Origin of the sequence: Ureibacillus sp. FSL K6-8385 (assembly GCF_038593155.1) — a bacterium.
GTDB classification, from domain to species: domain Bacteria; phylum Bacillota; class Bacilli; order Bacillales_A; family Planococcaceae; genus Ureibacillus; species Ureibacillus terrenus.
Map to the genome: position 1 here is coordinate 424,512 of NZ_CP151968.1, position 19,626 is coordinate 444,137.

Below are 19,626 nucleotides of genomic sequence, written 5' to 3' on the forward strand. Positions count from 1 at the left end.
CTCACTTGGAATCAGGACCGTTCCGGTCCGTCTGCCCTTATCGTACCGGATCGCTTTTTCTCCGTCGATAGGAAAGGTTTGTGGGAACCTCAACTATTTCCAATTTAGGATATGTATGTAAAATCAGGATCCCATTTGATTCGCAAAAGGGTGTCGGAATCCGTCCTCCCACATGTCTCTGATGACCGAATAGAGACCGTGTTTCTCCAACGTCCGGATCCACCAGGAAGCCCGTTCCTTTTCTTTTTTCACGATAGGGCCTATGATCCTCCACCGCCTCGCAAAAAAGCTGTGAAGGTTTGATAGGTTTCGGCAGAACCGCCGGACATAAAAGATGATGCCGTCCTTTGTCGGGAGAAACGGAGCCCGGTTCGTCCCCTCGGTCAATCCCAACTGCTCTTTCACGACTTGCCATATGGCGGACAACGTATACTGAAAATACGGGAGGAGAAAGGAAGGCAGCACACTCACCGTCTTCAAGCATTCCCGACAGCGATACCGGACAATCCAAATGCGATAATCACCATGTGGGGTCAATGCGTTTCGCTCATAGTAACCGTGGCGGTGCAACGGGCGCTTGGCCCGGCAATGCGGACACTTTTTCAGAAGAGGGAAGTCGTTTTCTTTTCCACGCTCTGCATACGTTTGGACGTCAATGCCAAAGTCATGAAATTGAATCACGTCCTCCTCCCCCTCCTATGAACCGATGGATTTTCTCTTCCGAAATAATTCACAAAAAATTTAGCACATTCTTTCAGAAAAGGGGAGAGGGCTTTCTGAAGGAATGTGCAAAAAAATGGCTCTTTTGTTCCGAAATAAAGTGATAATTTACACTTGGGCAGATGAAGAATCAACTCGGGCAGATAACTGAATTTGGGCGGATGATGATTAATCTCGGGCGGAAAGAGAATCAACTCGGGCAGATAGAGAATGATCTTGGGCAAATAGCTTAACAACTCGGGCAGATAGCACCCCGAACCCAATAAAAACCCCAGGCACCCTGCAAGCACCTGGAGCTCCAAAAGCCGCATTACTCCTCGTCTTCCACATATTCCAATAAATCGCCGGGCTGGCAGTTCAGGGCCTTGCAGATGGCGTTTAATGTGGAGAACCGGATGGCCTTGGCTTGGCCGGTTTTTAAAATAAAGTACGGCAGCGCCAAAATGCAAGGCGGAAATAAAAAAGAGGCGTCCCTAAGACACCTCTTTCCATGCTTGGCCCCAGCGTTCAGTGCAAAGCCCCGCGCCAAGCCCTTGCTCTCCGAAAACTCCATGCATCTTGCAAGTTCCAGGACTGACGCCAACGTATTCAAGTTATAAAAGGATAAGCCAATTGAAGAGCTAATCTTGCAAGTTCCAGGATCGACGCCAACGTATTCAAGCTATAATTGCAGAGCCGTTCTTGAAATCCCGGGTACCAGGGCAATCCAATCCCCGCCCGCTAATCCCGCCTTTCCTTCTTAATCGTATTCGCTTCCACATCGGCGATTTTGAGGGCGTCGCCCGTGTTTTGCAAAGTGTATCTCTTTTGTCGTTCGTAGTACCAATGGCCGTCTTCCTTGGAACGGTATTCGAAGGCTTCCCGCGTTTCGATCAGGATGCCGTTGTCCGGGAGAAGCGCCGCATCCACGATATCGTTTGACAAAAAGCGGTATTCATAGCCGCTGATTCCCCGGTGGCCTTCCACGAAATCCCTGTATTCCTTTTCGATTGGAGTGCCCCTCACGAAATAATCGGCCACGTAATCAAAGTCCGCATGGTTGACGGCCTTTTCGTAGTCCTTCCGGAAATTCAAGATCCATGCTTCGGCGTCCGAAGCCGGAGCGTTATAAAATGCCTGGGTGAATTTCACTTGTTTTGCATCCGGAAACGTGATATGGGCATCGCCGTTTGTCAGATGCAGGGTTTTGGATTTGATTTTTTCCCCGTTTTCATTCGTTGCCACCGCATAGATTTCCACCGAACCATCCAATGGCGCGGCTGCCAGTTGGATTTCCTCCGCCGTCTTCTTCGTGTTCTTTCCATTTATATACACAATCGCATCCGGGATGTCCGACGTCAATTCAATGGGCTTCAGTTTCAGATTGATCGGAAATTCATATTGCTCCCCCGATAAATACACTTCGACCTTGTCTTCCTTCGTGAAATAATCGTCCTTATACGTAATGGTGAATTCATAAGGACCCGGGGCGAAATAGCCGATGTTGACACGGTCTTTATTGATGGGAACGGGCTCTTTGTTTCCCACCGAAATGGCCGCTTCCAGGCCGGGATCGGGCGTGGACACCAGCGCTTTGACCGGCCGCACCCTGAATTCGTATTTCTTGTAAAAGAGCAAAAACGGTTTGTTGGCGATGGAGATGATGCGGTTGCCCGATCCGTCCTTCACTTCCGCGCTGCCGTGCCGTTTCGCTTCCTTCGCGGCGTTTTTCAACTTCTCTAAAATCCATTGGTTGTCTTCCATATACGTATAAAAACTTTTCGGATTGACGTAGGTTTTTTCGGTGTACGTGAAGGCATCGGCCAGTTTCGCCGGTTTATGGTTTTCCACGTATTTGGCGATTTTGTCGGCCTGATTGACAGGATCCAGTGTGTGCCGGATGAACAGATGGGCTCCGGTAAACAGCAGGATGGCCGCCAGGATGGAGATGAATGCGATGTTTTTGTCTTTGCTCAGGATTTTGCTTTGGCCCAAAGCCTGGACGGCGGGAAGAAATTTGTTTTGGATGAAGGCGCTGATTACAGGACGGATCTTGTTTTGGATGAATGATGCGGTTTGGGAAGGGAGCGGAGTTTTTTCTTTGGCGCGTACTTGGCTGCGTTTTTCAGCACGGATTTGGCTGCGTTTTCGGACCGGTGTTTCCTGCTGAAGCCGGGCTCCGCAATGGCTGCAGAAGTTTTGGGAAGGCGCGATTGGCTGCCTGCAGCGGGAGCAGGTTTGGCTGATGGTTGTTTCGGATGGAATCGGCGCCGTACCGGAATCCGGTAGTTCCGCGCCGCAATGGATGCAGAACGTTTCATTGCCGCCGGTTGCCCGTTTGCAATGTGGACATGTTTTCATGGTGAACCTCCATTCTGGTGGGAGTGCCAAGTATTTTGGAATGTCAGGTGCCGAAAGCGCCGGCCGCCGATCGGGGACACCCGAAAGGCGCTCGGCAAGGGCGTCTGCAATGCAACCCATTCTTACCGCTATTACATTATGAAATTGATTTTTAAATTATTAGTAAGGGGGAGCAAGTTGGGGAAGTGGGGCGGGATGAAAGCGGCTTCCGCGGCGGATGAAAAAATGCCGGGCAGGGTACACCCCGGGCAACCCGGCATGACATCTTCTATTCAAGTAAAGTAGCGCACCCCAAAAAAAGGAAGGGAGAATGGCGGAACCTAATCGTCATAGTGGAATTCGAGCTCCTGGCCGAACAGATTGTGCAGGCGCTTAAGGGAAAACGGAAAAAATGCCGGGCGCCATGAGATACCCGGCATTCACGATTGTTTAACATACATGCAATTGTCATTATTATCTATGGTTCCGTCTATAATGAGCGGAGTGTTCAGAGCTTTCGGTATTTTATTTAAAGTATTGTGCGGGATGCATGAGTGCCGCATTTGGGGCTCAGGCCATATATCTCCATGGCATCGGCCCGGATATCCGCAAATTCCCCATTTTCTCCCGCAACCGTTTCATGAAGCGGTCCCGCCCTTTTGAAGGCGTGGGAGGTTCGCGGTTTCAGCGCAACTTATCCGCAACCGCTTCATGGAACGCCCAAGCCTTCTTGTTGATTTGGGACGGGATGCCATGTTCTCAACGCAATTTCCTTCTCAAACGCTTCAGAAGCCGGTCCTTCCGCTTTTTGATGGCCTCGGCGGTGACGCCATATTTCTTCTCCAACTCTTTATATTTATACCGATAATAATAGATGTCCAGGAGCAGTTCCATTTCTTCCCGCGTCACCAGGGACTCCAGATCCATGAACAGTTCCGGACAGGCGGACGCGCCGGTTTTCATTTGCCGCTGGTGGGCCAAAAAGGTGAGCGTCTCCTTTTCGCAGCTCGTTTGGAGTTCATCATACCGGTTTTCCAGGCTCATTTCCCTGAAAACCGCGGTGAGCATCATGCGGTACGCGTACGGCGCAAAAGGCCCGCGCGCCGGGTCGTAATTCTTCCACGCCTCCCACAAGGCAATCGTCGCGCAATGTTTGTAATAATCATGGTTTTTGTAAACCCTCGCCCGTTTCAGCACCCTGTACATCATCGGGGCATATTGTTCTAGAATCTGATCAAACGCCTCCATTCCGCTTCTCCTTGCGATCAGCGCTGATCCATATTCCCGGGTGCTTTTATCATAAGAAAGCCCCGCCGTTTCATCGAATCGGTTATTTCGCGGATTTTGATGAAAATCTTATGGATTTTTTAGGAAAATTTAGTTGAAATATTTGAGAATTGATGAAAAATTAGGTAAATTATCAAATTAAGGAAAATTTTAAAAATTCTACATTTTGTATTGTATTTTTTTGTTTATACTGTATAATTCTAGTTGGATGCTGGGCCATATGTTGTAAGTCTATGAACCTTCCATGCGCGCTTGAGATAGGCCATAGTATATACAAGCGGATGATGCAGCCAACTATAGGGGGGATGTAAATGATAAACAGAGAAATGAATGAAATGGACATCATGAAAAATTTCAATGTTTATGCGATTACGCCTTTCTATAATGAATTGCATTCATCAAAGATTTTGACTTACGACAAAGGGATTTTTGTATCGACGAAAACGGTGCAGCAGCTGCTGGATGAAGTGTGCATCTGCTTCGGCGCCGATTTGAATGGACGGATGAAGTCGGCGAGGAGAATATTGAAAAAACGGAAAAATCCGCCGATTGTGATTTCGGAAGAGCGGGAAATGGCCGCCTGCCAGCTGCCGATGGAAGGCTACCACGAGCCGCTGTGGGCGATTGATCTGGAATTCAAGGTCGAGCGGGTGGACAAAAACTCCTGCCACGTGGTTTTCCGGAATCATGATCGGTTTCTTGTGGGCTTGTCCGAGGAAAAGGTGTGGGAGCGGAGAAGGCTCGCCATGGCGTTGTTGTATGAGACGAAGTATTTGTCGGGCCGGAAAGGGTTTTGGAAAGTGGATGCGATACCCGCTTGCGGTTCCATTTTGCGCGACGGCATGGTTTAATGGTGCAGAATCTTGACGCACGAAAATTGGCCTAAATGTTCCATATGCGTGGTGCATGGTTTGGTATCGTAAAATTTTGCCGGCGAAAATTGCCTTGAAGGTTTCATTTTTTTCGTTATAGCGTGGTTTGATAGCAAAAAAATTTTGACGGACGAAAGCTGCCCTGAACGTTTCATTTTGCTCCGTGGCATGGTTTAATAGTATAAAGAGCATTTTCATCGGGACTGATGGAAAACCGGTTTTTTCAGATGAGGGTTCCGGTGATGAGCGGAATGAAATTGACATGGCAAGGGTGATATGATGACGGCTACGGAAACGGTACAAAAAGGCAGCAAAGTTTGGTTGTTGTTGTTGGCGCTTGTGCTGTTGAGCAATCTTGTTCTGTATCATACGGATTTTGGTTTGTCGCTGTTGCCGGAAGAGGCCAAGGCGGTCGTTCTGGGAAGCTTGTTCGATTTTGTCATCACCATCCCGGTTTTATTCATGTTATATCAGAAAAAATTCAGCGCGAAATCCGCAATCCTTTTGTTCGCGACGGGATGCGTTGCCGCCAGATTCCTGATTCCCAAGTCCTTTTTGGAGCCATTCCTCTTTGTTACTTGGGCGGGGGTTGCGATCGAATCGGCATTGTTTCTTTTGGAGCTGGCCGTCATCTTTGTGTTGGTCAAATATTTGCCGAAGATCGTCCGGAGGGTGAAGGAAAGTCCGCTGCCCCTCATCTTTTCGTTTCCAAGGCGGTGGACGAATACATACCGAACCATCAGCTGATCCAGCTGCTTTGCACGGACTTCCTCATGTTTTATTATGCTTTCTTCAGCTGGAAGAAGAAGCCGAAAGAGGGGATTACGCTTTATAAAAATTCCAGTTATGTCGTCTTTCAGCTGATGCTGATCCATGCCATTGTTATTGAAACCATCGGCCTTCATTGGTGGCTGCATGAGAAATCCATGGTGCTTTCCCTGATTCTTCTGTTTTTGAATGTGTATTCGGTTATTTTTCTGTTGGGCGATCTGCAGGCGGTGCGGTTGAACCCGGTGTATGTTGATGATGAGGCGATGTATTTGTCGTTCGGGCTGTTGAAGCGGGCGGAAATCCGGTTTGAAGATATTGAGGGGGTCAAGGAAAATCCGGAAATCGGCAAGAAGAGGGACAAGGACACCATTGATTTTATCGCCGGCGATTTTGAAACGCCGGAACCCCATTTGATGCTCGTCATGAAAAAGCCGGTTGCCGTCGTTTCGTTGTTGGGCGTGAAAAAGGAATATCGGAAGGTCCTTATCCGGTCGGACGCCCCCTCCGAGTTGAAACAGGCGGTTTTGGATGGAATGGAGAGATGTGGACGGGATAACAGGGAAGATTGAGTTATGTGAAGTGGCGTGTTTGATCTTGGGAGGAATGCTGTGTCCGCCCGGGCGGATAGAAATTAATCTTGGGCATATAGGTTGTGAACTTGGGCGGAAGAGAGTTGAACTTGGGCATATCGGATGTGTGCTTGGGTGGAAGAGAGTTGACTTGGGCATATCGGATGTGTGCTTGGGTGGAAGAGAGTTGACTTGGGCATATAGAATATGTGCTTGGGTGGATGGTGTGTATACACGGTCGGATAAGGTTGAGCAGCAGGTTTGAATGCGGAGAGAATTTGATATGCCTTCATTAAAGGCGAACGAAGAATGGATGAAAATGAAATGTTTGATTTTTGGATGAACAGGACACCACTGGCTTATTTGTCGGCCAGTGGTGATTTTTTTGGTTTGGGGAAATTAGGGTGGGGGACTTGGGCGTATGAGGATTAAACTTGGCATAATGTATGTGAACTTGGGTAGATGGGGATTCATCTTGGGCATATAGGGTAAGAACTGGGTCAGATGAGGAATAAACTTGGGCATATAGTGGATGAACTTGGGCAGATGAGGAATAAACTTGGGCATATAGTGGATGAACTTGGGCAGATGGGGATTCATCTTGGGCATAAAGGGTGAGAACTTGGGCGGATGGGATTCATCTCGGGCATAAAGGGTGAGAACTTGGGCGGATGGAGATTCATCTCGGGCATAAAGGGTGAGAACTTGGGCGGATGGAGATTCATCTCGGGCATAAAGGGTGAGAACTTGGGCGGATGGAGATTCATCTCGGGCATAAAGGGTGAGAACTTGGGCGGATGGAGATTCTTCTTGGGCATAAAGGGTGAGAACTTGGGCGGATGGGAATTCATCTTGGGCATAGAGGGTGAGAACTTGGGCGGATGGGGATTCATCTTGGGCATAGAGAGAATGAACTTGGGCGGATGGGGATTCATCTTGGGCATAAAGGGTGAGAACTTGGGCGGATGGGGATTCATCTTGGTCATAAAGGGTGAGAACTTGGGCGGATGGAGATTCATCTCGGGCATATAAGATGTGAACTTGGGCAGAAGGGAATTCATCTTGGTCATAAAGGGTGAGAACTTGGGCGGATGGAGATTCATCTCGGGCATAAAGGGTGTGAACTTGGGCAGATGGGAATTCATCTTGGGCATATGTAGAATGATTTCGGGCAGATAAGCCGCTCCACTTGTTCATGTGCAAATTCCGTTGAACGAATTGGCAATTTTTATTTTGTGTGCCATAATAAAATCCATGAATAGTTACCAATTTATTGAAGAGGTGGCGCCATGAACGTGATGGAGCTTTATGCACAATGGAGAAACGCGGATTTGCCGGAAGATTTGCAGGAAGAATTGAACCGGATCGAGGGTGATTCTGCTGCGATCGAGGACCGGTTTTATCAATATTTATCCTTTGGAACGGCGGGGATGCGGGGTGTCCTTGGCGCGGGGACGAATCGCATGAACCTGTATACCATCCGGCGGGCGGCGGAAGGGCTGGCCTGCTACATCGATTCCCATGGGGAAGAAGCGAAAAAGCGCGGGGTCGTGATCGCCTATGACACGCGGCATTTTTCCCGTGAATTCGCGGTGGAGACGGCCCGGGTGCTGGGGGCGCATGGAGTTTCATCCTATTTATATAGGGAACCCCGGCCGACGCCGCAATTATCCTTTTCGGTGCGGGCATTGCGGGCAATTGCCGGGGTGGTGATCACGGCGAGCCACAATCCGAAGCAGTACAACGGTTTCAAAGTGTACGGGGAAGATGGGGCGCAGCTCGTTCCATCGGCGGCGAAAGCGATCGTGGAGCATATGGAGAAGATTGAGGATCTTTTTGCGATTCAAGCGGCCGATGCGGAGGAGTTGGAGCGGCAAGGGCTGCTTCGTTGGATTCTGGAAGAGCAGGATGAACAGTATTTGACGAATTTATTGACGCTGAAAGAACGGAACGATGTGGATTTCGGATTGGACATAGTCTATACGCCTTTGCATGGGACAGGTTTTGTGCCGGTCACGAAAGCGCTGGAGGCGTTCGGGTTTACGAATGTGCATGTGGTGGAAGCCCAGGCGAGTCCGGACGGTTCATTCCCGACGGTGGCGTATCCGAATCCGGAAGAACCGGCCGCCTTTGGGATGGCGATGGAGCTGGGCAAGCGGACCGGCGCGGATTTGCTGCTCGCGACGGATCCGGATGCCGACCGCCTTGGCGTGGCGGTGCGGAAAGGCGGAAAGTATGAATTGTTGACGGGCAATCAGCTCGGGGCGCTGCTCTTGCATTATTTGCTGGAGACGAAGAAGACGCAGGGGACGCTGCCCGCAAATGGCGCGATGGTGAAGACGATTGTGACCTCCGAGATGGGGGCCGCGATTGCGCGGAAGTATGGCGTGAAGACGTTCAATACGTTGACCGGGTTCAAGTATATTGCGGAGAAGATTGCGGAGTTCGAGAAAACGGGCGAGTATACCTTTTTGTTTGGCTATGAGGAGAGCTACGGCTATTTGATCCGGCCGTTTGCGTGGGATAAGGACGCGGTGCAGGTAGCGGTAAAGGTGGCGGAGATGGCCGCCCATTATGCGACGAAAGGAAAGACGCTGCTCGATGTGATGGAGGAGTTGTATGCGGCGTTCGGGTATTACCGCGAGGCGCTGGTGTCGAAGGTGTTTGAAGGAAAACATGGCCAGGAAGAGATGCGCGCGATTTTGGATGGATTGCGGGAGCGGCTTCCGCGGGAAGTGGCAGGCGTGCCGGTTGTGCGGGTGGAAGATTATTGGAAAGGCGAGGCGGTTGTGGCGGACGAGGGAACGGATGGCGCATTTGGAAGGACGGAGCCTTTGACGCTGCCGAAGGAGAATGTGCTGAAGTTTGTGTTGGCGGATGATTCCTGGGTGACGATCCGCCCTTCCGGCACCGAGCCGAAGTGCAAATTTTATTTTGGCGTGGTGAAGGAGAGCGGGGAGGAAGCCGAACGGGCGTTGGAAGAGCTGAAGAGGGCGTTTCTTTGAGTATTTGGAATGGAATGTTTTTACAGGTGCCTGAGCTTTGAGCAGGCGCCTATTTTTTTGTGGAAATTTTATGTTCCCGTAGCGTGGGGAGGAGATGGTGCTTTGTGGGGAAGGGGAATGGGGGAGAACCGGATAGAGCGGCAATTCGTGCGGATGGGAATTGATCTGGGGTGGATGGGGATACATCTTGGGCGGATGGGGATTCACCTTGGGCATTTGAGACCTTAACTTGGGCAGATGAAAAATCATCTTGGGCGGATGGGGATTCACCTTGGGCATTTGAGAGTTCAACTTGGGCGGATGGGGATGCATCTTGGGCGGATGGGAATTCACCTTGGGCAATTGAGAGTTCAACTTGGGCAGATGAGAAATCAACTTGGGAGGATGGGGATACATCTTGGGCGGATGAGGATACGTCTTGGGCGGATGGGAATTCACCTTGGGCAATTGAGAGTTCAACTTGGGCAGATGAGAAATCAACTTGGGCGGATGGGGATGCATCTTGGGCGGATGGGAGTTCACCTTGGGCATTTGAGAGTTCAACTTGGGCAGATGAGAAATCAACTTGTGCATTTGAGCCTTAACTTGGGCAGATGAGAAATCACCTTGGTCACATGAGAAATCATCTTGGGCGGATGGAGCCCCACTAAGTGGAAACTCGCGCAGAAAAAATTTCACCTTTCTCGTAAGGAGCACCAACGCTCGCGAAAAAATATTTCATCTTGCGCGGATAAAAAGATAGTTGTTGCAGATAGAGCTGCAACTTGCGCACAACAAAATATCCCATTGCACACAAGGAGAATCCCATTCTGCGTCTCCGATTTCCTGAATAAAAAGCACTGTCCTTTCCTGTTCGTCAATCATGCCAAAATGCCTCCAAATTCACACCGAATTAATTAGGATGGCAGGACTATTGAATTCATTCCCGGTTAATTTAAAATTGAATTGTATGATTCTGGAAAAATATAAAACCTTTGCATCATTTAAATTTTTTTTACCCTGTTTCTTATTTTTCAGTAATTTCTGCTCCAACGGGGAATCGGGCGGGAGCGGCGGCCTCTTTGCCCACTTCAACGAATCGATTCCCATGCCACCATCAGGGCCATTCCCTGAAATAGAAGTGCAAAATGTTTTCTAAAAAAAGGCGCCATTACACCATCTCCTGAATAACAGTGCCAAACAAACCCATCGGAAAGGAAGAAACTTCATGCCAAAACATTCGTACCACAAATTCTTCTCGGCAGCCATTGCGGCAACCGTCGCCACAGCTGCGGCAGTGGCGGCGCCGGAAACCCATGCGGAAGCAAAATCATTTCCGGATGTGAAATCCACCGATTATTTCTATGAAGCTGTGAAAAGTTTGACAGAACGGGGCATTATCAGCGGTTTTCCGGACGGCACTTTCAAGCCGGGCAAATCGGTGACTCGCGCGCAGGCGGCAAAAATTTTGGCCGGGGTTCTTGGGCTTGATACGAAAAATGTCAAAAACCCCGGATTTAAAGATGTCGGCACATCCAACGAATATTACGGCGCGATTGCGGCGCTCGCCAATGCCGGCGTCATCAGCGGCTATCCGGACAAAACCTTCAAGCCGAACGAGCCGATTCAGCGCAATCACATGGCGAAAATCATCGCGCGCGCCTTTCAGCTGGAAGCTTCCTCCAAAACGAAACTTCCATTCAAAGACGTCAGCAAAGATTATGAAAAATACATCAAAGCGCTCTATGAATACAACATCACGACCGGAACAACCCCGGACACTTTCGGCGGAAATGCCAATGTAAACCGCGGTCAATTGGCGGCGTTCGTTGTCCGCGCGGAAAATGTGGAATTTGAAACGACCTTCACCATCACGGACATTTCCGGAAACACGGTCTACGCCGGCGACAAACGTTACATAGTGCCGAGCGGGCTCCAAGGATTTTTCAGTACCGCCAACAAACCGGTATTGAAAGGGGCCCAAGTGAAAGCCAAAATCAAAAAAGGGCAAATCGTTTCCATCAGCTCCTTTGCATTAAGCAATTCCGGAATCCAGCAACTTTACCGGGTGATTCCGCTTGCAAAAGTCAATGGAAAATACCAGGATTTCACCCTTGGCTATATGAACGGCCACTTTGTCGGCCTTTATTCCGAATTGAAAGTTTCCAAGGGGGATAAAATTGAACTGGTGGCCGCCAATGATTTGACGATCTATTATGAATTGGCCACAGCCGAAGAACTTGCGCAAGGAAAATACCGGATCGCCACGAAAGACAGCGCCCGATATAAGGAACCGATTCCAATCAATGCTTCCACTTATTTGCATGCCATTGCGGTGAAAGATGGAAAAACGGTCGGCGAAATCAAAGCGCCAATCACCGTATTGACATCCGGCAGCGCGCAAAATGTGAATACTGCAACGGAGCAGGGCGCTAAGGGAGGAGAAAACGCAATAGGAAATACAGTCAAAGTATCCGGAGCGGAAGCCGGGGCAAATGCCGGGAATGCGGCTGCGGGCCAAAATAATCAAGCAACGTCCGGCACCATCACATCAAGCGGATTCAATCTGAAGTTGTCCGGCGATGGGGACAAGGTCAAAGTGCGGATTTCATCTTCCGAAAATATTCCGCTTTCCGATCAGATCGTCATCAAAGTCAACGATCAGGTATACACTGCGGAACAATTGGCATCCAATAATCCGAACGAAATCGTCCTGGAGATTCCAAAAGACGGTCAGCTCCAATCCCTCTCCATCAGCTTTAAATATTTGGATGCGGAAAAAATCATGAAAACCATTGTATTCCCGAAAATCGAACTCCCTTTCTTTAGTTTTGGAGGAAAATAAGGGATTCCTGCTTCAAGAAGCGCGGCGCTTTGGGGGGCGCCGCGCATTTTAATTCTTTCGGTAAAAGTTTGGCGAAGCGCATGGGGATATAAGGAAGCATTTTTATTTTCGCTTTCTTATCTAATAGAGATGATGCCGATGGGATTGGTGTTTGAATCGGCGGAGGAAAAGGGCAACGGATAGTGTTCCGATTGCCGGAATGGAATGCCTTCCGGATCAATGGAATGGTGCATGTGATGGATGGCATTTGTAAACGAAGCGGAGATGCGGTTTGGCCGATTTTGATGTTGGTGCATTTCATCGAGGGATATCATGAATCAGGAGTTGCAAAGTTGCGAAAGGTTGGTTATAATAAAGTTAGTGAAAATGATTATCAATATCACAAAATGTTGCATCGAAACGTGAACCGGCATCGACCCAGGCAAACAATTGCATTTTATTGGCCATGGCAAGAAGAACAAATACCATGCCTTGTGTGATACCTCGAGTTCATTCGTTTCCCTCCTTAAATGATAGTGCATGCAAAACCCGCATATCCAACACGGATATGCGGGTTTTGTTTTGTCCCGGGCTTTGCCATATGGCCGCGGCTTTTCATGGAAATCTTAAGAAAAAAGATTTATATGGGAAAATGCCATTGCGTCCACGGCGGAATCGGGAATCTGTAGGGCGTTTGGGGGAATTGGGGGGGATGAAGGGGGAATCGCGCCGAATGATTCGTCCGTTAATCGATCGGATTTGCGGCGGCAAGGATTTTTGATGCCATAGAATCGCCCGACATAAGGGAATCCAGCCATTCAAACAAATTAATTTCCATATATGCAAACTTTTTCAAAAATAAAACAGAACAATCCGACATCACACCGACAAGCGTTGCGGATAGTTCTGTTTTTATTTTCAAGATATTCTTTTCCATCGAGGAGGCAAACCTCTTTATATTTTCATGCCAATAATGTCATTCTTTTGATTGAATTAGAAAATGTGAAAAATAAACTATAAAAGAGAATATTGTTAAAATTTGTATTAAAATGTATATTTAATATACAGATTGGGATTGAATTGGTTATTCATCGCTTCTGCAGATGCCCACAAATTGCACAACAATCTGGCCATCATTTGATTTGATGGGACTGCCCGATATTTTTTAAAGTAAATAAATAATTTCAAATACAGAAATGCCGTGCTGTTTGGCCAAATTTCTTCGCAGTAATAGCGGTTCTCCGTGACCGTGGCGAAGGAGAAGGTTTCCACGCCGGCAATGAAACGTGTCCGTTCGCCATTATATATGTTTTCAATGTAATGCATGGAAGGCGAAACAATCGGGTCATGCGCTCCATCGTAGTTGGCGATTTGTTGTTGGAAGATGAATGAAATCTCATCCAAATTTTCGACAAAACATAATCCGTGGGCAAAAGCCTTATCATATCCTCTTACATTCGTGGACAATCCGCTTTCCTCAATTAAATCGATCAAAGGCAATTTTTGATCCTTTAAATAATCGTGACGGATGATTTGGCGGGATCCGCTTAAATGTTCGGAATTTTCGCAATCGAATATGTGCAATAAATACCAATCCCCCTGATCATCCGCCGTTAACAAAAATTTTTCCTTATATAAATAATCGACAAATCGAAAAGGCGAATCAAAGTAGGCGTCATCCGCTTTTTGAATCCGCTTGATCGAAGTGCTTGGTTTGACAATCGGAACAGCTACTGCAGACCGAATAATCAAATTGGTCCCTCCCTATTATCCAGTTCTCCACACTTTGGTTAAATTTATAAACTGAAAGGTAAGATTTTATGAAAGAACATCGTAAGACCGGACATAATGTTCTTCATTTACTATATCCAATTCGTAAAAAAAATGAAAGTAATTGTAAAAATAAAGGAAGTTTAGAAGGGTTGCTAACAAGGCTTCAGTTCGAAAGGTTCGGTTGCTCTGCAGACAATCCATCAAAAGAGAACAAGAATAATATTTTTAGTGTATATCCTAGTACTTTCAAGAAAAATGAAGTGTTTGTCCAAGATAGCCACAGCTATTGGATATCGGAAAAACAAGTGGCGGAATATTTTCATCCGACAGTGCAAGGGAGTCTATTTCGAAGCGGCAATTTAAAAAAGTATCGAAAAATCGAGGGCGAAATTTTCATTGCCGATTTAAAGAATCCTGATCATCAGGAAGACAATACAAAAAATCAGCATACTATTGCCTTTCAATGGCTTGCTACAGAAATTTATGTATTTAATGAGGATTATGCCTTTTTAGTGGTCCGATTAAGTTTATTGGAAAATGTGTCCGTCGATAAGAATGATATTGAATCCTCTCTAAGACAACCATACCCACAACCTGTCCAATCGTTGAATATTTGGATGAAATTTGCGAATCGCGTACGGCAAAACTATAAAAAATACGCAACCCAGCCAAAATTACAGATCACACATGCTTTTAATGAAGAAAAGCAAGAAGTCATGAAAGTGGAAGAATCCTCTTTTTTTAATTATTTGGAAAAACATTATAAAGATTTATTTGCAAAGTACGCAATTTCGAATGTGGATTTAAATGGGCAAGGGGAATTGGAACTTCCACAACGAATAGAACCCAATGCCTTTCTCTACGCTTTTGTCCAAACCGATTCAACTGAACCGTTAACAAATAATGAGCTTAATCAATTGATTCATATTGATGACTATGATGGAGAGAGTGGCAGTACGCCTGAATTTATTGATGAGTTTGTAAACCGGCATTTGTATAAAAGATGGATTTCTTATGGAACGTATACAACTGCCATTGATTATGGATCTATTACCATTTCGCAAAATAGAAGCTTTGTTTACTCCTTCCGGAAAAGCGATTTATACAAACAATCGTTTCCCAATTTATTAATTCAACACTATAGCCGCATTTATTTGTTGTTTATTGTCCTGCTGTTATATTACCGCGAGCAATTGCAAGATTTGTTGGGGCGTTATGCGTTGCTTGGGGAAGAATTTTTGGAAGAATCGGCAAAAGAGATTCTTAAAGATTATTATAAATTAAACCAAATCTACTTTTTCAGATGGATTTCCCAGGAGATTCAAGGAATTGAAATGTGGAAATTTCTTTATGAAATATTCGGGATTGAAGAACTTTATCAATCGGTTGTCCATGATATGCAAGAATTGAATCAACGGTTGATTGAGAAGCATACGAAGAAACAGGAACAAGAACAACAAGTTCAGTCAAAAGAAATTCGGACTTTAACCATTTTGGCAGCTTTTACGGGACTTTTAGGAATAAATTTAATAGTTCCAAATTTTGAGAATGATTTGAGCGGAATTGTGAATCGCTTGTTATCTAATAAGTTTTGGGATTTTTCGGATTACAAAAATGATATCCGTACAGTAACCTCCTATACATTTTATTCTATATCCATCATTATTATTTTTTATATTACATTTTTCTTTGCACGAAAACTAGTTAAGTGGATTGTTAATAAATATAAATCAATTTTTAATAAGAACAGGGGGGCCAATAAATGAAATACCGATACCTGGTCGTCAGCGATACCAATAATATTATTGATTACATTTATGCCAGCCCGAAATTTAAGATGATCCGCGGTGCGAGCATATTACTGGATGAGTTGAACATCGTCGAGACGGTCCGGATTGCGGAAGAATTCGGTGGCCTCGTGCTCAGCACCGGTGGCGGTGAAGCCCGTGTGTTATTTGAACGGAAAGAAGATGCGGAAGGTTATATGACTGCCATTCAACGGAAGTATTTGGAAGCGACAGATGAAGTCAGCTTATCCATCGTCAATGTGGAAAGACGGGAACACGAATTGATGCACGACTGGCTGCAGCGGGCGGAAGAGCGGCTTCGTCTTTCGGAAATCGCGAAATATAAAAAGAAAATCCATAATATTTCCATCGCTCCCATTATGAAACGTTGCGACAGCTGCCACCAACGGGCAGCCGAAAAAGGTCTGGAAGTGGAAGAGATGCATTGCTGCCGCAGTTGCTATAACAAGAAGAAGGCGTTTGATGGGCTGAAGGAAAAAATCGATTCCCCGAAATTTTCGGATCAGGATGGAGACCTATCCGGACTGGAAGAAGTGTATCAACAATTAATAAAAGAAGTTCCATTTCAGAGGGTCGAAAAAATGTCCGATTTGGTCGGGGACGAGCCATCCGACAGTTTTATCGGGTTTATTTATGCGGACGGAAAAGGAATCGGCCAATTGTTTAAAGGGGATCTGGAAAGGGAAACCGATGACGAAACATTTATCCGAAGATATAAGGAAATCAGTAAAGGGTTGAAGGATTCATTAATTTCCGCCGCGGTTGAAGCGTATAAGAAATGTTTGGAAATTGGATTTGAAGAAGAAGAGTTTCGGGTGGACTTTTCTTCCATCGGCGGGGATGACTTTGCGGCGATAATCAATGGAAAACACGCAACTGTCTACACTTATTATTTATTAAAATATTTTAATCTTTTTACAAAAAACAAAATCAATTTAAAAGAAGGTAAGCATTTGGCTGCGGGGATTATCATCGCCAAATCCACTTATCCGATCCACCAACTTTACAATTTGGCCTATGAATTGATGGCGAAAACGAAAGCGGAGAGCAATGAAAGCACTTTGGATTTCCAAATTCTCTATGATTCAAATATAACATCCATTGACGAAAAGAGAATGAATATTGATGGAAGGGATTTATATGTCCGCACTTATCGGATTGGGGATTCGGACGATCAACACTTGTCCTTTAAAGATTTATATGAAAAAGCCCGCAAGTTAAAAGAAAGAAAATTTCCATCCAGCAAAATCAAGGCGATTTACCGCATTACGGCCGAACCGAGCAAATTGATGATGGAATTCGAGTGGAGAGAATGGCTATCCCGGCTGGAAAAGGAACATAAAGAAATTTTCTTCGAATGGAATAAAAAGTTCCGAAAAACGCCGTTTGCCTTTGAAAGAAACGGAATCCCTTATACACCGCTAAGAGATCTGTTTGATTTGTACGAATTTGTGGATGAAAAGGTGGTTATGGAATGACGGCTTATATCCCTGTCGAAATCAAATACATCTTTAAGTTGGAAAGAACGATTAACATGGGGGAAGAGAATAATTCATCAAATGTTTTAAAAGGGTCGGAAGAACAAAAGAAAGTAGTGCCAAGTCCATTAAAAATCGGATCGGGCACGGGAAAAAACAGTTCAGTGGACAACACGTTCAAAACAAGGAAGTTGGCAAACTCTCAAAAGGTTTACGAGATTCCGGGGACCAGTGTAAAGGGGCATTTCCGTTCCACGTTTAAAAAATTGGAGCATTTATTTGATGTTCCGGCAGAACCGATTTTCGGAGAAGAGCGTTATGCGGGCTGGGCTCATTTTTCCCCGTTGAGGGCAAAAACGGAATCCGTCCATTTGGAATGGTCGGCAAGCACGAGCGTGGATCGTTTCCGGAAAGCCGCGAAGAATCATTCTTTGCGAGTGGAGGAGTTTATCACTTTGAAAGAAGGCTCTTTTTTGGCCGGAGAGGTGGATGGGTATATTCCGGACGAAACGAATAAAAAGGAAGTGTTTGCGCTGATGCTGGCCATGTTGGCCACGAAACGTTTCGGGGGCGATAAATCCACAGGATACGGAATGGGCCGGATCATCATCGAATCATGCAAAATTGGAGATTGGGTTCTGAAACAATCAGAAATCGAAGAAGAAATTCTGAAACATTTGGGGGAAGGGGTGTCAAAATGATTTGGGACGTGACCATCAAGGCGTTGCAGCCGATCGCCATCGCAGAAAAATATAATGCCGAATCCTTATGGAGTACAAACCGCTACATTCCGGGTTCCACATGGCGCGGCGCCTTTGCGCAAATTTGGGAATATAAAGCGGGCTTCGACCATCCTTTGGCAGACCGCTTTGTCAAGGAAAGCATTTTCCGGGACGCCCACTTGGAAAATAGTGTGCTCTATCCCGTCTATTATAAAGTGAGAAAATCGGGAGGATCCGCCAAAAGCTATTTGGATGAGCTGGTAAAAGGAGAAAGATATCGCGTCAAAGATGAGCAAGAAGTGTTATATCCGAAGTGCGGCTATGATGAACATCCGGTAATCGATGCTTCGTTGGGCATTGAAATCAGCCCGACGAGGGAAGCGGTGGTAAAAGGAAAACTCTATACAATGACTTCCATTGCGGAAGGAACCGTCTTTAAAACAACAGCCGCCATCCCCGAAGAAGTGCTCGAAACAGTGTGTGAAAAATTGGATGACCATTATCAATGTACCCTGTATATCGGGAAAAAACGGTCTGCGGGCTATGGAAAAGCCGAAGTCATCTTCAAAGCCAAGGAAAAGAGCGATCTTCAACGTGATTTTCAAAAAAGGGCCAGCCAATTGCCGGCATGTCCGGATGACACCTTTGTGGTGGTACTGGTGGCCAAAAGTCCATTAATTTTATTGGATGAATATTTGCTCCCGACGGATGAAATCGATTGGAAGATTCACATTGCCCCCATCGTGAAAAATTCAAAAGAAATGGTTGATTTCATAGAAAAGCTTGGGGATAGAGCGGAATTTAAAACCTATGGCTATGGGGCAATCCGGGACGGCTGGCAGCAAACATGGAATGCGATGAGGACATCCGCCCATGTTTTATTGCCGGGGACGGCGCATGTCACGAAATTCAAAGGAGTTTCAGAGGATGAAATCAATCTGATCTTACAAGCGATTCAGGAAATCGAAGAAAAGGGAATTGGCGAACGGGTGCAGGAAGGATTTGGACAGGTTGAACTGATGCCGGAAGCGAAGGAAGTCAAAGTTGCAGAATCGTGTAAGAATCAAGCTGGACCAATTGACGAAATAAAAGAAATAAAAATTAAAGAGGAACTTTTGAAGCGGGCAATAGATTTTGCAAAGAAAACAAAAGGTTTGATTCCAATTTCTCAATGGCAGGCCTTGATGGCATTATCCGATCCGCGGAAAGAACTGATGAGCACAGAATATGAAAAATATCAAGATGGCAATGTAATGAAAACAAGATATAAGTACTACTTGCAGCGGCGGTTGGAATCAAATGCAACTAGTGCCTGGAAAAATGAAATTCCCAATTCGGAATTGATAATTGGGGAAGCCCTCCGGAGGGAAATCAGTAAAATTGAGGATGCGTTTTCTTATTCAAAAGAAATGAAAGATTGGGCAGTAAAAACATTTATCGGGTTTTTAGTCCGGGAACAAGTTCGGCTGAAGCAAGAATCCAAAAAGGGGAGACGTTGA

16 protein-coding genes and 1 pseudogene are annotated in these 19,626 nt (G+C 46.1%); 10 read left to right on the forward strand and 7 right to left on the reverse strand.

Annotation, left to right across the window (positions count from 1 at the left end; genetic code table 11):
• Positions 1-123: 123 nt before the first annotated feature.
• The 4 genes and pseudogenes from NST62_RS02040 to NST62_RS02055 form a co-directional block, all read right to left on the reverse strand.
• Complete coding sequence (locus NST62_RS02040; RefSeq protein ID WP_087959845.1) at positions 124-681, reverse strand: DUF6431 domain-containing protein; 558 nt, start codon at positions 679-681, stop codon at positions 124-126.
• Between the two features lie 349 nt (positions 682-1,030).
• Positions 1,031-1,144: pseudogene (locus NST62_RS02045) on the reverse strand (helix-turn-helix domain-containing protein); the annotation flags it as partial.
• A gap of 296 nt (positions 1,145-1,440) precedes the next feature.
• Positions 1,441-3,060, reverse strand: a complete 1,620-nt coding sequence (locus tag NST62_RS02050) for a zinc ribbon domain-containing protein (protein WP_342463085.1) — start codon at positions 3,058-3,060, stop codon at positions 1,441-1,443.
• A gap of 738 nt (positions 3,061-3,798) precedes the next feature.
• Positions 3,799-4,287 (reverse strand): sigma-70 family RNA polymerase sigma factor, encoded by a 489-nt coding sequence (locus tag NST62_RS02055; protein ID WP_141603268.1) that lies wholly within the window; start codon positions 4,285-4,287, stop codon positions 3,799-3,801.
• Positions 4,288-4,637: 350 nt separating this feature from the next.
• On the opposite strand from NST62_RS02055, the gene NST62_RS02060 reads away from it, so the two are divergent.
• The 3 genes from NST62_RS02060 (at position 4,638) to NST62_RS02070 (ending at position 6,538) form a co-directional block, all read left to right on the forward strand.
• Positions 4,638-5,177 carry a competence protein ComK gene (locus NST62_RS02060; protein WP_141603267.1) on the forward strand — a complete coding sequence of 180 codons (540 nt, stop codon included), beginning with the start codon at positions 4,638-4,640 and terminating at the stop codon, positions 5,175-5,177.
• 297 nt (positions 5,178-5,474) lie between these two features.
• The gene (locus NST62_RS02065; RefSeq protein ID WP_342463086.1) at positions 5,475-5,945 is read left to right on the forward strand and encodes a hypothetical protein; all 471 of its coding nucleotides are present in this window, start codon (positions 5,475-5,477) and stop codon (positions 5,943-5,945) included.
• Positions 5,915-6,538, forward strand: a complete 624-nt coding sequence (locus NST62_RS02070) for a hypothetical protein (RefSeq protein ID WP_342463087.1) — start codon at positions 5,915-5,917, stop codon at positions 6,536-6,538. The genes NST62_RS02065 and NST62_RS02070 overlap by 31 nt, the downstream gene beginning before the upstream one ends.
• A gap of 399 nt (positions 6,539-6,937) precedes the next feature.
• On the opposite strand, the gene NST62_RS02075 is transcribed toward NST62_RS02070, so the two are convergent.
• Complete coding sequence (locus tag NST62_RS02075; RefSeq protein ID WP_342463088.1) at positions 6,938-7,735, reverse strand: hypothetical protein; 798 nt, start codon at positions 7,733-7,735, stop codon at positions 6,938-6,940.
• 92 nt (positions 7,736-7,827) lie between these two features.
• Here NST62_RS02075 and NST62_RS02080 point away from each other — a divergent pair, with 92 nt between their 5' ends.
• The 3 genes from NST62_RS02080 to NST62_RS02090 all read left to right on the forward strand — a co-directional run bounded on the left by NST62_RS02080 (position 7,828) and on the right by NST62_RS02090 (position 12,367).
• A complete protein-coding gene (locus NST62_RS02080) occupies positions 7,828-9,543 on the forward strand; it encodes a phospho-sugar mutase (RefSeq protein ID WP_141603264.1) in 1,716 nt (571 codons plus the stop codon).
• A 170-nt stretch (positions 9,544-9,713) separates the two neighbouring features.
• On the forward strand, positions 9,714-10,127 hold the full coding sequence (locus NST62_RS02085; RefSeq protein WP_342463089.1) for a hypothetical protein: 414 nt from the start codon (positions 9,714-9,716) through the stop codon (positions 10,125-10,127).
• Positions 10,128-10,750: 623 nt separating this feature from the next.
• A complete protein-coding gene (locus NST62_RS02090) occupies positions 10,751-12,367 on the forward strand; it encodes an S-layer homology domain-containing protein (protein ID WP_141603263.1) in 1,617 nt (538 codons plus the stop codon).
• 724 nt (positions 12,368-13,091) lie between these two features.
• Here the strand turns inward: NST62_RS02090 and NST62_RS02095 are convergent.
• Together NST62_RS02095 and NST62_RS02100 are read right to left on the reverse strand one after the other, a co-directional pair.
• Positions 13,092-13,283 carry a hypothetical protein gene (locus NST62_RS02095; protein ID WP_141603261.1) on the reverse strand — a complete coding sequence of 64 codons (192 nt, stop codon included), beginning with the start codon at positions 13,281-13,283 and terminating at the stop codon, positions 13,092-13,094.
• 107 nt (positions 13,284-13,390) lie between these two features.
• Positions 13,391-14,098, reverse strand: a complete 708-nt coding sequence (locus tag NST62_RS02100; protein WP_141603260.1) for a hypothetical protein — start codon at positions 14,096-14,098, stop codon at positions 13,391-13,393.
• Positions 14,099-14,166: 68 nt separating this feature from the next.
• Here NST62_RS02100 and NST62_RS02105 point away from each other — a divergent pair, with 68 nt between their 5' ends.
• Genes NST62_RS02105 through NST62_RS02120 form a run of 4 tightly spaced genes read left to right on the forward strand, consistent with a single transcriptional unit; the run spans position 14,167 to position 19,626 of the window.
• Positions 14,167-15,885, forward strand: coding sequence for a hypothetical protein (locus NST62_RS02105; protein WP_342463090.1), 1,719 nt, complete (start codon positions 14,167-14,169; stop codon positions 15,883-15,885).
• Positions 15,882-17,405, forward strand: a complete 1,524-nt coding sequence (locus NST62_RS02110; protein ID WP_141601781.1) for a hypothetical protein — start codon at positions 15,882-15,884, stop codon at positions 17,403-17,405. Before NST62_RS02105 ends, NST62_RS02110 begins: the two co-directional genes overlap by 4 nt.
• Positions 17,402-18,106 carry an RAMP superfamily CRISPR-associated protein gene (locus NST62_RS02115; RefSeq protein WP_141601780.1) on the forward strand — a complete coding sequence of 235 codons (705 nt, stop codon included), beginning with the start codon at positions 17,402-17,404 and terminating at the stop codon, positions 18,104-18,106. The genes NST62_RS02110 and NST62_RS02115 overlap by 4 nt, the downstream gene beginning before the upstream one ends.
• Positions 18,103-19,626, forward strand: coding sequence for an RAMP superfamily CRISPR-associated protein (locus NST62_RS02120; RefSeq protein ID WP_342463091.1), 1,524 nt, complete (start codon positions 18,103-18,105; stop codon positions 19,624-19,626). Before NST62_RS02115 ends, NST62_RS02120 begins: the two co-directional genes overlap by 4 nt.